The 12,102-nt window shown below is 60.3% G+C and carries 11 protein-coding genes; all 11 read left to right on the plus strand.

From position 1 onward, the window contains the following. Position 1 precedes the first annotated feature (1 nt). On the plus strand, positions 2-1,057 hold the full coding sequence (locus DBW_RS06445) for a hypothetical protein (protein ID WP_066725907.1): 1,056 nt from the start codon (positions 2-4) through the stop codon (positions 1,055-1,057). Next, the gene (locus tag DBW_RS06450) at positions 1,054-1,521 is read left to right on the plus strand and encodes an MOSC domain-containing protein (RefSeq protein ID WP_066725910.1); all 468 of its coding nucleotides are present in this window, start codon (positions 1,054-1,056) and stop codon (positions 1,519-1,521) included. The genes DBW_RS06445 and DBW_RS06450 overlap by 4 nt, the downstream gene beginning before the upstream one ends. After that, on the plus strand, positions 1,518-2,057 hold the full coding sequence (locus tag DBW_RS06455; RefSeq protein WP_066725913.1) for a MogA/MoaB family molybdenum cofactor biosynthesis protein: 540 nt from the start codon (positions 1,518-1,520) through the stop codon (positions 2,055-2,057). Before DBW_RS06450 ends, DBW_RS06455 begins: the two co-directional genes overlap by 4 nt. Next, on the plus strand, positions 2,045-2,761 hold the full coding sequence (locus tag DBW_RS06460) for a TIGR02266 family protein (RefSeq protein WP_066725915.1): 717 nt from the start codon (positions 2,045-2,047) through the stop codon (positions 2,759-2,761). The genes DBW_RS06455 and DBW_RS06460 overlap by 13 nt, the downstream gene beginning before the upstream one ends. Before the next feature lie 237 nt (positions 2,762-2,998). Next, on the plus strand, positions 2,999-4,339 hold the full coding sequence (locus tag DBW_RS06465; RefSeq protein ID WP_066725918.1) for a multiheme c-type cytochrome: 1,341 nt from the start codon (positions 2,999-3,001) through the stop codon (positions 4,337-4,339). Between the two features lie 171 nt (positions 4,340-4,510). Beyond that, entirely contained in the window at positions 4,511-5,173 is a 663-nt protein-coding gene (locus DBW_RS06470; RefSeq protein WP_231875394.1) for a DUF502 domain-containing protein, read from the plus strand. Between the two features lie 361 nt (positions 5,174-5,534). Then, complete coding sequence (locus DBW_RS06475) at positions 5,535-7,199, plus strand: AMP-binding protein (RefSeq protein ID WP_066725921.1); 1,665 nt, start codon at positions 5,535-5,537, stop codon at positions 7,197-7,199. A 32-nt stretch (positions 7,200-7,231) separates the two neighbouring features. Further along, on the plus strand, positions 7,232-8,422 hold the full coding sequence (locus DBW_RS06480; RefSeq protein ID WP_066725924.1) for a M24 family metallopeptidase: 1,191 nt from the start codon (positions 7,232-7,234) through the stop codon (positions 8,420-8,422). A gap of 25 nt (positions 8,423-8,447) precedes the next feature. Next, positions 8,448-9,350 carry a sensor domain-containing diguanylate cyclase gene (locus tag DBW_RS06485; RefSeq protein WP_157471803.1) on the plus strand — a complete coding sequence of 301 codons (903 nt, stop codon included), beginning with the start codon at positions 8,448-8,450 and terminating at the stop codon, positions 9,348-9,350. 176 nt (positions 9,351-9,526) lie between these two features. Next, a complete protein-coding gene (locus DBW_RS18445) occupies positions 9,527-9,727 on the plus strand; it encodes a hypothetical protein (RefSeq protein ID WP_157471805.1) in 201 nt (66 codons plus the stop codon). After that, the gene (locus tag DBW_RS06490; protein WP_066725931.1) at positions 9,708-12,092 is read left to right on the plus strand and encodes a CRISPR-associated helicase/endonuclease Cas3; all 2,385 of its coding nucleotides are present in this window, start codon (positions 9,708-9,710) and stop codon (positions 12,090-12,092) included. Before DBW_RS18445 ends, DBW_RS06490 begins: the two co-directional genes overlap by 20 nt. The last annotated feature ends 10 nt before the right edge of the window (positions 12,093-12,102 follow it).

Genomic DNA, 12,102 nt, shown 5'->3' on the forward strand with positions numbered 1-12,102 from the left:
CATGAGTAACGACAGCAAAACCGTCCGGCTCAAGGTCTCGCCCGATGTGGCCCGGATTGTTGGCAAGGAAGCGCCCCGGGAGGTGCGCCTGATGGCCTCCCGGGGCGCCTTGCCGCTCTCCGGCAAGGACCTGGTGACGGTCCTGTTTTTCCTCTGCCATGGCGGGGATGAAGAGATCCGCTCCCGCGCGCTGACCACCTTCCGTGAATTGCCGGCCTCGGTCCTCGGCCCGACCCTGCGCGACCCCTCCGTGCACCCCCAGCTCCTCGACTTCGTGGCCCGGCAGCGTCTCACCGAGCTTGCGGTGATGGAACCGCTGTTGACCAATCCGGCCATTGCCGATGCGACCCTGGTCTATGTGGCCGGCCACAGTGAGGGGGGCGTGCTGTCCCTGGTCGCCCATAACGACCAGCGCCTGGCGGCGGCGCCGGCTGTCGTTGCCGCGCTGCTCGCCAACCCGAAGTCCGACCGTGCCCTCAAGTTCCGCCTCGGCTGGCAGGAAGAGGCTCCCGCCGCAGTGGCGGGGGAACTCGCAGATGCGGAGACCGACCTCGACGCGGAGGGACCCGATGCGCTCCCGGACGATGGGGAAGAGCCCGGCGAAGGGGACGGCGAGATCGAAGAAGAGGAGATGAATCTCTCCAAGTACCAGCAGGCCATGGAACTGGGGGTCTCGGAGAAGATCAAGATCGCGATGTCCGGGGACAAGGAGTGGCGAAGTATTTTCCTTAAAGATTCCAATAAGCTTGTTTCTGCCGCGGTGATGAAGAATCCGCGGATCACGGACGGTGAAGTCCTCGCCGTCGCCAAGAACAAGAGCGCCAATGAGGAGCTGATCCGCCTGATCACCCTGAACAAGGACTGGGTCAAGCATTACGAAATCAAAAAAGCCCTGGTCCTGCATCCGAAGACTCCCCTCCCGAAGGCATTGCGCTACATGAACGTATTGACCGACAAGGACCTCAAAAATCTCTCCACCAGCCGCGGGGTCTCCCAGGTGTTGACCAACAATGCCCGCCGCATGCTCCTTGCCAAACAGAAGAAGCAGGGCGGATGAGCGCGCCGGAAACCCTCGGCCAGGGTTTGGTGGTGGCGGTCTGTACCAGCCCCGGCAAGGGGGAACGGAAACAGGATGTCGGCCAGGGTGAGCTGGTGGCCGGGTTCGGCCTGGCCGGCGACGGGCACGGCGGCGACTGGCATCGCCAGGTGAGTCTCCTCGCCCTGGAGAGTATTGCCAAGATGCAGGCCGCCGGTCTCGACGTTGGTCCGGGCGATTTCGCCGAGAACCTCACCACCCAGGGGCTCGACCTCTGTCACCTGCCGATCGGTTCCCGCCTCCGGGTCGGCAAGAGCGCCCTGCTCGAAATCACCCAGATCGGCAAGATCTGTCACGAACGCTGTGCCATCTTCTACCAGGCCGGAGATTGTGTCATGCCCAAGGAGGGGATTTTTGCCGTCGTCATCCATGGCGGCCCGGTCGCCAGCGGCGACCCGATCGAAGTGGTGGCGGTCCCCGCATGAACTCGGCAAAGTTCCGCATCGGTATTCTCACCCTGTCGGACAAGGGGGCACGCGGTGAGCGCACCGATGCAAGTGGTGCGCTGCTCCGGGAGCTGGTTGCCGACCTTGGCGCGGTCGTCCGTTATCAGGTCCTTCCCGACGAGAGCGCCGCAATCCGCGAGACCCTGGCGGCCTGGGCCGATACGGAGCAGCTGGCGCTGATCCTGACCACCGGGGGCACCGGGCTCTCCCCCCGGGACGTGACCCCGGAAGCGACCCTGCAGGTGGTCGATCGCCTCGTCCCCGGGCTGGCCGAGGCGATGCGCGCGGCGAGCCTGGCCAAAACGCCCCATGCCATGCTCGCGCGCGGGGTGGCCGGAATGCGCGGCCGCACCCTGATCGTCAACCTGCCGGGAAGTCCCAAGGCGGTGCGCGAGAATTTAACGGTTATTCTGCCGGCGCTTCCCCATGCGCTGGCCAAATTGCAGGGGGACCCCTCCGATTGCGCACAAGGGGAAGTCCCCCCGGCCCAGGAGTCCCCGCCATGCCCCCAATAAAGATTCTGCTGGCCGACGATGTCGAACTCTTCCTCGAGCTGGAAAAGACCTTTTTCCGCCGCGAGGGCGTCACGCTGTTGATCGCCCGTAACGGCCAGGAGGCGGTTGACCTGGTGCGTGCCGAGCGCCCAACCCTGGTTTTCATGGATCTCTACATGCCGCAACTGGATGGTGACGAGGCCTGTCGTCAGATCAAGGCCGATCCCGAGCTGGCCTCCACCCCGGTGGTGATGGTGACCCACGGCGGGCGCGAGGAGGACCTGGAGCGCTGCCGCCAGGCGGGATGCGACGAGATCGTGCTGAAGCCGATCAACCGCCACCAGTTCATGGAAACCGCCCGCCGTTTTCTGGCGATTGCCGCGCGCATGGCGCCGCGGGTCGATGCCCGGCTCCGAGTCCGGTTTGGCAGTTCTCCGGACGACCTGCTCGAACATTTCACTATCAATATCAGTAGCGGCGGCCTCTTCCTGGAGACGACCCGCCCCTTTGCGGAAAATGCCCCCCTGTTCCTGGAATTCGGCCTCCCCGGCCTGGATGAACCATTCCACTGCAGGGCCCGGGTCGCCTGGGTAAATGCGGCAACGGAGCCCTGCAAGCCACAGCTCCCCGCTGGCGTCGGCGTGCAGTTTCTCGATTTGCCCCTCGAAAAGATGCAGCAGATCCGCGAATTCATCCAGACCCGGGAGCTGACCCCCTCCTGGTAGTTTAGTCCTCCTGCCCAGATTTCCTTCCCCCGGCCCACGCCCTGCGTGGGCTTTTTGTATTTTGTCGGCCACTCCTTTCTTCGCGATAATTGACCTGCATCAAATCTCTGCTAAAGAAGTGTTGGTAAGGTCCGATGAAAAAAATGTCATGATCTTCGTCGGCCTGCCATCCCTCCGACGAAGTTTCCCTTCCACCGGCTGCTACGGTGCGGCCGAAACCCTGTCGAGGAGGCAAAGATGAGAAGGTTCTGGTTGTTGCCGGTGCTTACCGGTATCCTCTGTCTGCTGCTGGCGCAAGCGGCGCTGGCGCAGACCCCGCGTATTTCCAAGGAGACCCAGGACTGCCTGGACTGTCACAGTGCCATGCCCGGCATCGTCAGCCAATGGCAGGACAGCGAACACTGGAATGCCGGCGTTGGCTGCTACGAGTGTCACAAGGCGGACAAGAAGGATCCCGACGCCATGGAGCACAACGGCTATACCGTGGCGATTATCGTATCCCCCCGGGACTGTGGCCAGTGCCATCCGAAAGAGACGGCGGAGCAGGAGGGGAGCCACCATGCCGCGGCCGGTGACATCCTCAACACCAAGGACGGCATCCTCGGTCAGACCATCGGCGGCGAGCCGGCAGTGGCGGTCGGTTGCCGGCAGTGCCACGGCTCCATCGTCAAGGTCAAGGCCGACGGCACCCTCGACACCAACACCTGGCCCAACACCGGCATCGGCCGGGTCAACCCGGACGGTTCCAAGGGGACCTGCAGCGCCTGCCACACCCGTCACCGTTTCAGCAAGGCCCAGGCGCGCCAGCCCGAAACCTGCGGCAAGTGCCACCTCGGCCCCGACCACCCGCAGAAAGAGGTCTACGAGGAGTCGAAACACGGCATTCTCTTCGCGTCCTTCAAGGGTGACCTCAACATGGACAAGCCGAAATGGGTGGCTGGGGAGGATTACTACGACGCCCCGACCTGCGCCACCTGCCACATGAGCGCGACCCGCACCCAGGGGGTCACTCACGACGTCGGCACCCGCCTCTCCTGGGACCTGCGCAGCCCGGTCTCGGGACGGACCACGGACTGGCAGAAGAAGCTGCACGACATGCAGGATGTCTGTTCCGCCTGCCACGGGGCGCCCTTCGTCGAGGGCTTCTACAAGCAGCTCGACGAGTTCGTGGTCTTCTACAACGACAAGTTCGCCATCCCCGCCAAGGAGATCCGCGGCATCCTGATGGACGAGGGGGTCTTGAGCAAGTCCGATTTCGACGACAAGATCGACTGGATCTACTGGGAGCTCTGGCACCACGAAGGGCGGCGTGCCCGCCATGGCGCGGCCATGAGCGGTCCCGACTACGCCTGGTGGCACGGTATCTACGACGTCGCCAAGAACTTCTACACCGAGCTCCTCCCCGAAGCGAAGGAGGCCTGCGAGAAGGCCGGCAAGCCCGAGGTCTACGAAAAGATCGTCGCCAAGTATATCGACGGGCGCAAGGAGCACGAGTGGTACACCAAGGGATTCGACAAGCAGCGCATCGAGGAGATGAAGAAATACTACCTGGAGCGCTATAACCAGAAAGTCCAGTAAGCGCTCCTGCACAGACAAAAAGGAACGGCCGGGACCCTCCCGGCCGTTCCTTTTTGTGGCGTGGCCGGACGGCTGCGTCTACCGTTTTTTCCCGCAGGAAGCGGAAATTATGGTAGAAATTGTCCCGTACGGCTTCCTCTTTCATCCCGTATCTCTCAAGGAGCACTTCCCGTGACGACAGAACCGAGTGAACCCGAAATCCGGCCGCGGCGCTGGTGGCTGGTGAACCATTTCCGCAAAATGCTGGCGGCCGGGCTGCTGGTGGTGATTCCGATCGGCATCACCGTCTTTATCCTGCGCTTCCTCTTCAGCCTCGCCGACGGTGTCCTCGCGCCCTATATCCGCAATACCTTCGCCTTTTTCTTCGGCGAGGGGCGCTATGTACCGGGGATGGGAATGATCGCCGGCTTTGTTGTCATCTACCTCGCCGGGCTCGTCGCCAGCAATGTCTTCGGCTCGCGCCTGTTTGGTCTGTGGGACCGGCTGCTGTCGCGGATTCCGCTGGTGAAGTCGATCTACACCTCGACCAAGCAGGTCATGCAGGTCTTCTCCGCCGGCGGCAAGGGGGCCTTCCGCAAGGCGGTCTATGTCGAGTTTCCCAAGGAGGGGTGCTTCTCCATCGCCTTTATCACCAACAGCGTCCAGGCCGAATCGGGAAAACGCTACCACACCCTCTTTATCCCGACCTCTCCCAACCCGACCTCCGGCTATGTCCTGATTCTCGAAGAAGACAAGGTCTTTCCCGCCGCTTTCGGGGTCGAGGAGGCGATGAAGATCATCGTTTCCGGCGGCATGGTCACCCCCGACGTTATCCGTTCGGAACGGCTGCAATGAGCCTCCGTGGTTTTGCGTAGCACGGGGTGTGGGCATCCACAGCCGGATGTGGATAGCTTTGTGGAAAACCCCTGGCCGGAGAGGAAAGGCCGTGTACCCTCCGGCCCTTTAGCTCTTTGCCTAGAAAAAAATCAGGAGCGCCCCGGTTGGCTATTTTTTAGCTCGATTCAAATATGCGAAAATACGCATGCATCCGCGGCAGGATGGTGGCGCCAGGTTTCCTGGGCGCATTACTGATTGACGCCGGAGGGTTGCGCGTGTTATGGAAAACGACCATTAAATACAATGGTTTGCCCTGGAAGAGAGCCGTCTTTGCAGCGGGCTGCGGCGACCATTGAAATCATTAAAGGAGTATGCTGTCATGAGCGAAACCCTGCATTTCACCATGGGTGGCCTGATCGAGGAGATCGCCCGTCGTTTCCCGGACAATGACTGCCTGGTCTATCCCGACCGCAACCTGCGTTACAGTTACCGGGAGTTCGACCAGCGCTGTGACCGGATCGCCAAGGGGCTGTTGAAACTCGGGGTGAAAAAGGGGGACCACCTCGCCATCTGGGCCACCAACGTCCCCGAATGGGTAGTGCTGCAGTTCGCCTCGGCCCGGATCGGCGCGGTCCTGGTCACTGTCAATACCAGCTACAAGACGGCGGAGCTGGAATACATCCTGCGCCAGTCCGATGCCACCACCCTCTTTCTGGTCGCGGGTTTCAAGGATACCGACTATGTCGAGACCCTTTACCAGATCGTCCCGGAGTTGAAGGGAGCGACGGCGGGCCGGGTGCAGAGCGCCACCCTGCCGCGCCTCGAAAGAGTGATCTTTCTCGGTGCGGAGGCGCCGCCGGGGCTCCTCCCCTACGGCGAACTGGAAGCCCTCGGCCGCGCCATCAGCGATGCCGAACTCGCCGCGGTCAAGGCAACCCTGGACGAACACGATGTCATCAACATGCAGTACACCTCGGGGACGACCGGTTTCCCCAAGGGGGTGATGCTCACCCACCACAACATCGTCAACAACGGCTTCAACATCGGCGAATGCATGAAATTCACCGAGAAGGACCGTCTCTGCATCCCGGTCCCCTTCTTCCACTGTTTCGGTTGTGTCCTCGCGGTGATGGCCTGCGTCACCCACGGTTCGACCATGGTCCCGGTGGAGACCTTCAACCCCGAGCAGGTATTGCAGACGGTGGAGGCGGAACGCTGCACCGCCCTGCACGGGGTGCCGACCATGTTCATCGCCGAGCTCGAACACCCGGCGTTCCATCGCTACGACCTCTCCAGCCTGCGCACCGGGATCATGGCCGGCTCCCCCTGCCCGACGGAGGTGATGAAGCGGGTCATCCGCGACATGCATGCCAGCGAGATCACCATCGCTTACGGCCAGACCGAATCGTCGCCGGTAATCACCCAGACCCGCACCGACGACCCCATCGAGTTGCGGGTTGCCACCGTCGGCCGCGCCCTGCCCAATGTCGAGGTCAAGATCGTCGATATCGAGACCGGCGCCAGCCTGCCGCCCGGCAAACAGGGGGAACTCTGCACCCGCGGCTACCTGGTGATGAAAGGGTACTACCAGATGCCGGAAGAGACCGCCCGGGCGATCGACCCTGATGGGTGGCTGCACACCGGCGACCTGGCGGTGATGGACGAGAACGGCTATTGCAAGATCACCGGCCGGATCAAGAACATGATCATCCGCGGCGGGGAGAATATCTACCCCCGGGAGATCGAAGAGTTCCTCTACACCCACCCCAAGGTCGCCGATGTCCAGGTTTACGGCGTTCCCGACCGCAAGTACGGCGAGCAGGTCATGGCGGCGGTCAAGCTCAAGGAGGGGGTCGCCTGTAGCGAGGAGGAGATCCGCGACTTTTGCAAGGGGCGGATCGCCAATTACAAGATCCCCTATTACGTCAAGTTCGTCGATGAATATCCGATGACCGCCAGCGGCAAGATCCAGAAATTCAAGCTGCGCGACATGGCGATCCGCGACCTCAGTCTGGAGGATGCCGCCGGCGCCGAGACCGCCTGAAATTTCACCCCTGTTCTCCCGGAGGAAGCCTGATGCGTATCACCCCCGCCAGTGAATTGCAGAGCCGCTTTCAAAAACTCCAGCTGCGCATGGCCGCTGCCGGGCTCGATGCGGTCCTGATCACCCAGAATGCCGACCTCTTCTATTTCACCGGGTCGATCCAGCAGGGTCTGCTCTATCTTCCCGTCGCCGGCGAGCCGCTCTACCTGGTGCGCAAGGACTTCGGCCGCGCGCGCATGGAGAGCGGCCTTAAGCAGATCGTCCCCTTCAAGAGCCCGCGCGACATCCCCGGGCTGCTCGGCGATTTCGGCCTGCCGCTGCCAACGCGGGCCGGGATGGAACTCGATGTCCTGCCGGTGGCCGCCTACAACCGGTTTCGCGCCCCCTTTGGCGATTGCGAGATGCTCGATGCCTCCCCGTTGATCCGGGCAGTGCGGGCGGTGAAGTCGCAGTACGAGATTGAGATCATGAAGGATGCCGCCCTGCAGGTCGACAAGGTCTGCCAGCGGGCCCGGCAGGTGATCCGGGCCGGCATGACCGACTTCGAACTCGCCGCCGAACTCGAGTTCTGCGCCCGCCAGGCCGGCCACCAGGGGCTGACGCGGATGCGCGGCTTCAATTCCGAACTCTTTTACGGCCACGTCTTTTCCGGCGCTGACAGCGCCGCCCCGGCCTTCAACGACACCCCCCTCGGCGGTATCGGCGTCAACCCGTCGATCGGCCAGGGGGCCAGCTACAAGCGGATTCGGGAGAAGGAGCCGATCGTGGTCGACTTCACCGGTGCCTTTGACGGCTACCTCGTCGACCAGACCCGCATCTTCTGTATCGGCGGCCTCCCCGAGCCGTTGCCGCAGGCCTATGCCGATATGCTCAGCATCCAGCAGCACCTCAAGGAGATTGCCCGTCCCGGCGTCGCCTGGGGGGAAGTCTACGACCAGTGCTACCAGCTCGCCATGGAACTCGGTTACCAGGATCATTTCATGGGGAGCAAGGGCGCCCAGGTCTCCTTCATCGGCCACGGCATCGGCATCGAGATTGACGAATATCCCTTCATCGCCCGCGGTTTCAAGGAGCAGCTGCTCGAAGAGTACATGACCTTTGCCTTCGAACCGAAAGCGGTCTACCCCGGTCTCGGTGCGGTGGGGGTTGAAAATACTTTCTGGGTGGCGCAGGATGGATTAAAACACCTGACCTTCACCCCGGAGGAGCTGGTCGTCCTCTGAAACGTCACCGGGCACCGGGATCGAAATGGACCGGATAATCAACTGGCAGATCCTGTTAGAACAGCTGCACGACGGCGTCTATTTTACCGACACCGAGCGGCGCATAACCTACTGGAACCGGTCGGCCGAAGAGATCACCGGCTACCGCGCCGCCGATGTGATCGGCTCGCGCTGCTCGGACAATATCCTGATTCATGTCGATCAGGAGGGGAATTCCCTCTGCCTGGGCGGCTGCCCCCTGGCGGCGGCCATGGCGGATGGTCAATCCCGCGCCGCCGAAATCTATCTGCATCATGCCGACGGCCACCGGGTGCCGGTGGCGGTTCGGGTCACGCCGCTGCGGGACGAAGAGGGGAAGATCTTCGGCGGCGCCGAGTTCTTTACCGACATCAGTTCCCAGCATGCGCTGCGCCAGCGAATGGCTGAACTCGAGACCCTGGCGATGGTCGATGCCCTGACCGGAATCTCCAACCGCTGCCACCTGGAGGCGGAACTGAGCGCCCGCATCGAGGAGACCCACCGCTACGGCATTCCCTTCGGCGTTCTGTTTCTCGATGTCGATCATTTCAAGAACTTCAACGACCGCTACGGCCACGAGATCGGCGACCGCGCGCTGCAGGTGGTTGCCGCAACCCTCAAGGCCTGTGCACGCCCCTTCGACCTCTTCGGGCGCTGGGGCGGGGAGGAGTTTGTCGGCCTTATCCGCCACGTCGATGCCGAGGCGCTCTGCGTCATCGCCGAGCGGGTGCGGCGCCTGGTCGCCAGTTCGACCGTCGCCGTCCCCACTGGCCAGGAGCGGGTGACGATCTCCGTCGGCGCTACGTTGTTCCGCCCCGAGGACGATCTGGCCGGGGTGGTGCGGCGCGCCGATCAGCTCATGTACCACAGCAAAGAGGCTGGCCGCGACTGCGTCAGCTGTGATTCCTAGTTCCTCCCCCAGTTTTCCCGCTCCTATACCCGCCGCCCCCTTCCTGAAGGAACCATTCAGATTTCCTATTGTGACGCATTCTGTCACGCTGCCCGGCGATAATTCCGGTCAACTATGGTACTTTCTCCTGCCAGGCGGCATTCCCGATGAAGTCCCGGGGGAGAAAGAGTTTCGTCATGAGCGGATGGTCTGGTATAAATGAGGCGTTGTTTATGGGAGGGGGAGATGAGCAGAGAGAAAAAACGGGGTTTTTAGGAAGCGCTTTTCAGCCGGAGGCCGGGGGGCGCTTTTTTGCGTTGATAAAGTCGCCTGGCTTAAATGTGGATTTAAAGGTGAAAGATTTGGTCTGGAGGGATGATGGTTTATTTCGCACATAATGGTCAATCAGTTGAAAGCCATCTTGAAGCAGTTGCCGGGATTTGTAGATTATTGGCCCAAAAGATCGGAGTACCAGAATCCGGCGAGTTGCTCGGTTTACTCCACGATTTAGGTAAATACAGTGGAGAATTCCAGGCCTACATAAAATCTGCAACGGGAATGCTCAATCCCGATATCGATGAAGACTTTGTCGATTCAAAAGAGCAGAAGGGGAAAATCGACCATTCGACCGCTGGTGCTCAATGGATTTGGCAATATTGCCGTAATTACGGAGACAGAGGGAAACTTGTTGGCCAGATTTTCGCTACCTGTTTGGCATCACATCACGGCGGCCTGGTGGATTGTTTGAACCCGGAGGGGGAAAATGTTTTTCTCTCCCGGATGAAAAAAACCGATGATAAAACCAATCTCGGCGAATGCCTGAAAAATGCCGATTCACAGATTCTGCAAAGGTTGAATGGACTTGCCTCCCCGGATTTATTGCACGCTTGTTTGAAGCAGGTTTCGGCGCTGCTATCCAATTCCGAATCAAAACTTGTCGGGTGGTTCAAGGTCGGTCTTTGGACGCGCCTTCTCTTCAGTTGCCTGATTGATGCCGACCGCATTGACAGTGCCGATCATGAAAAGCCAGAAAATAAATCAGTGAGGCGAAGCAAGCCGGTCGAATGGCAGGCAGCGATCCAGCGGATGGAAGAAAAACTGGCCGCCATCCCGATCAAACATGATATTGACCATCTGCGCCGCCATATTTCCGATCGTTGCAGAGGACGGGCGGAAGGCGATCAAGGTATCTACTCGCTGACCGTGCCGACTGGCGGTGGCAAGACCTTCGCCGGGATGCGTTTCGCTCTCCACCATGCCCAGCAGCATAAACTGGACCGAATTATCTGCATCATTCCGTACACCTCCATCATCGAGCAGAACGCCGAAGAAATTCGCAAGCTTGTCGAACGGGAAGGCGATGAACAGCCGTGGGTGCTGGAGCACCACTCGAATCTGGAACCAGAAGTTCAAACTTGGCAAAGCAAGCTGGTAGCCGAAAACTGGGACGCGCCGATTGTCTTTACGACGATGGTGCAATTCCTCGAAACACTTTTCGGCGGAGGCACCCGTGGGCCGAGGCGAATGCACCAACTGGCAAAGTCGGTGCTGGTTTTCGATGAAATCCAGACTTTGCCGATCAATTGCGTTCACATTTTCTGCAATGCACTCAATTTTCTCAGCAAGCACGCGGGAACTACTGCCCTTCTGTGTACTGCCACTCAACCGCTTTTGCATCAGCTCAAGAATCCGGAGAAAGGGCAACTGACGATTCCGCCGGGAAATGAACTGGTCGAAGATGTTGGCAATCTGTTTGAAAAGTTAAAGCGGGTCGATATTCGTAATCGGGTTAAGCCGGAAGGCTGGTCGGAAGAGGAACTTGGCGAATTGGCACTGAGCGAATGTCGCAGCAAGGGCAGTTGTTTGGTGGTCGTAAACACGAAGGACTGGGCGCAGCGACTATATTCCCATTGCTCGAAAGAACTGGAAACAGATAGTGTTTTCCACCTCAGTACCAGCATGTGTCCGGCGCATCGAAAAGAAAAACTCGCAGCGATTAAAGATCGGCTTAAGAAGAAATTGCCGGTTCTCTGTCTCAGCACTCAGTTGATCGAAGCGGGAGTCGATGTTGACTTCGCATCGGTCATCCGTTTCCTTGCCGGCCTCGATTCCATCGCCCAGGCGGCAGGGCGGTGCAACCGAAACGGCGAAGCGGAGACCGCCGAGGTTCATGTCGTCAACTCCGTTGAGGAGAAAATCGAGCAGCTGGTCGATATCCGCGAAGGGCGCGATATCGCCCAGCGGGTTCTTCATGAACAGGCAGACGGCAAGCTGCTTTCGCCAGAAGCAATGCAACTTTATTTCTCCTATTACTTTTATCGCCGCGCGGAAGAGATGGTCTATAAGGTGAGTGCGCGGGAGGCCGGTCGCGCCGACAGCTTACTGAGTCTGCTCGGCGACAATCACAACAATGTTGGCGTGACTCAGGGGCTGGCGCTGCGGCAATCGTTCAAGACTGCCGGAAGGATTTTCAAGGCCATCGATGCGCCGACTGAGGCTGTCATTGTTCCCTACGGCAAAGGGGAGGAACTTATCGCCGATTTGTGTGCCGAGCGCGATCCCTGTCAAGTGCGGAGGCTGCTGCATGAGGCGCAGCAGTATAGTGTCAATGTTTTTCCGAACGTTTGGAGAAAATTGATGGAAAAGGGCGCCGTTGTGCCGGTGCACGGCGGAATTTTCCACTATGTCGATGAGCGCTATTACAGCAAGGAATTTGGGTTGTCGACGGAACCCGTCACAGAGTTTAAGCCGCAGATTGGCTAGAAAGGGGGAT

The organism is Desulfuromonas sp. DDH964 (assembly GCF_001611275.1).
Classification (GTDB): domain Bacteria; phylum Desulfobacterota; class Desulfuromonadia; order Desulfuromonadales; family DDH964; genus DDH964.

Excerpts from the sequence above, each read along its gene's own strand:
- DBW_RS06475 (WP_066725921.1), top strand. The coding sequence starts at position 5,535 with ATGAGCGAAACCCTGCATTTCACCATGGGTGGCCTGATCGAGGAGATC.
- DBW_RS18445 (WP_157471805.1), top strand. The coding sequence starts at position 9,527 with ATGAGCGGATGGTCTGGTATAAATGAGGCGTTGTTTATGGGAGGGGGA.
- DBW_RS06490 (WP_066725931.1), top strand. The coding sequence starts at position 9,708 with ATGGTTTATTTCGCACATAATGGTCAATCAGTTGAAAGCCATCTTGAA.
- DBW_RS06485 (WP_157471803.1), top strand. The coding sequence starts at position 8,448 with ATGGACCGGATAATCAACTGGCAGATCCTGTTAGAACAGCTGCACGAC.
- DBW_RS06450 (WP_066725910.1), top strand. The coding sequence starts at position 1,054 with ATGAGCGCGCCGGAAACCCTCGGCCAGGGTTTGGTGGTGGCGGTCTGT.
- DBW_RS06465 (WP_066725918.1), top strand. The coding sequence starts at position 2,999 with ATGAGAAGGTTCTGGTTGTTGCCGGTGCTTACCGGTATCCTCTGTCTG.
- DBW_RS06460 (WP_066725915.1), top strand. The coding sequence starts at position 2,045 with ATGCCCCCAATAAAGATTCTGCTGGCCGACGATGTCGAACTCTTCCTC.
- DBW_RS06455 (WP_066725913.1), top strand. The coding sequence starts at position 1,518 with ATGAACTCGGCAAAGTTCCGCATCGGTATTCTCACCCTGTCGGACAAG.
- DBW_RS06480 (WP_066725924.1), top strand. The coding sequence starts at position 7,232 with ATGCGTATCACCCCCGCCAGTGAATTGCAGAGCCGCTTTCAAAAACTC.
- DBW_RS06445 (WP_066725907.1), top strand. The coding sequence starts at position 2 with ATGAGTAACGACAGCAAAACCGTCCGGCTCAAGGTCTCGCCCGATGTG.